The 970-nt window shown below is 40.5% G+C and carries 1 pseudogene; it reads right to left on the bottom strand.

The window, feature by feature from the left end:
• Positions 1-316: 316 nt before the first annotated feature.
• A pseudogene (locus EGH73_RS13885) lies at positions 317-970 on the bottom strand (IS91-like element ISWz1 family transposase); the annotation flags it as partial.

Here is a 970-nt window from a genome sequence, read left to right as displayed (position 1 = left end):
GCCTGCAGCACAAAGCCAAAATTGCAAAAGAGCCACCAAGCCAACGCTCAACAAAGCGGACGAAAAGAGCCACTACCGATAATAGCTAAGTTTTCGTTGCGTGCGAAGCACGAACAATGAAAACCCTGTTGAACGGAAGCTTCGGGAGCTTTTTGCTGGGTATTTTCCCACACTATGGGTTTATCGACAAAAGATTTTTAGAGATACAAGCGACTTTGAGAAGAGTCTCTTTTTTTGTGGGCGATTTTGGTGGTTTTTTCTTGGTTTTATTGTGTTTTCTTTCACGTTTAGACATAAAATCCCTTACCCAAATCCGCTAAAATGCAGATTTAGGAGCAGATAAATTTTGGCTCATCTCCAAAAACCATTGCGGCGGACCTCGAAGATCGAACGTGGCAATCGTTACCAAATTTCCAACTTTACAACAACTACATTTCGGCTGAAAAACTTTTGGCGGAAGCTTTTCTTTAGGCTGGATGCCTAATTTTTGTTGTAGATTTTTAAGCTTGATACGCTTCCAGGTGCTGCTCAAAAAACCATAATGACGGATTTTTACAAATCTTTTCGGTAAAATATGCATCGCAAATCTTCGGATAAACTCCTCGTGGCTCAAAACCATCTGCTTTTTGATGCCTTTTTGGCGGTAATCTTTGTAAGAAAAAGTGACCGTTTTCGCGTCAATTTTCCTGATTCTCTGGTTGCTGATGGCGATTTTATGCGTGTATCTGCCCAAATATTCTACCACAGATTTTGGGCTTCCAAAAGGCTTTTTGGCGTAAACCACCCAAGGTTTTTCCCACAGATTTTGCCTGATTTTGGTATATTCTTTAAGGTTTTTATCTTTTAATTTCTCACAAAATTTAGCCCTGAAAACTTTACTCAAAGCCTTTACCGGAAACAAAAATTTGCCGTCTGAACGTAGATTTTTCCAAGCTCCGCTTTCATCTACTCCACCGCCCGGAACAATGCA

The sequence above is a fragment of the Epilithonimonas hominis genome, from assembly GCF_003730015.1.
GTDB lineage: Bacteria > Bacteroidota > Bacteroidia > Flavobacteriales > Weeksellaceae > Epilithonimonas > Epilithonimonas hominis.
The sequence above is the reverse complement of the archived record's forward strand: the minus strand, read 5'-3'. Positions and strand labels throughout refer to the sequence as shown.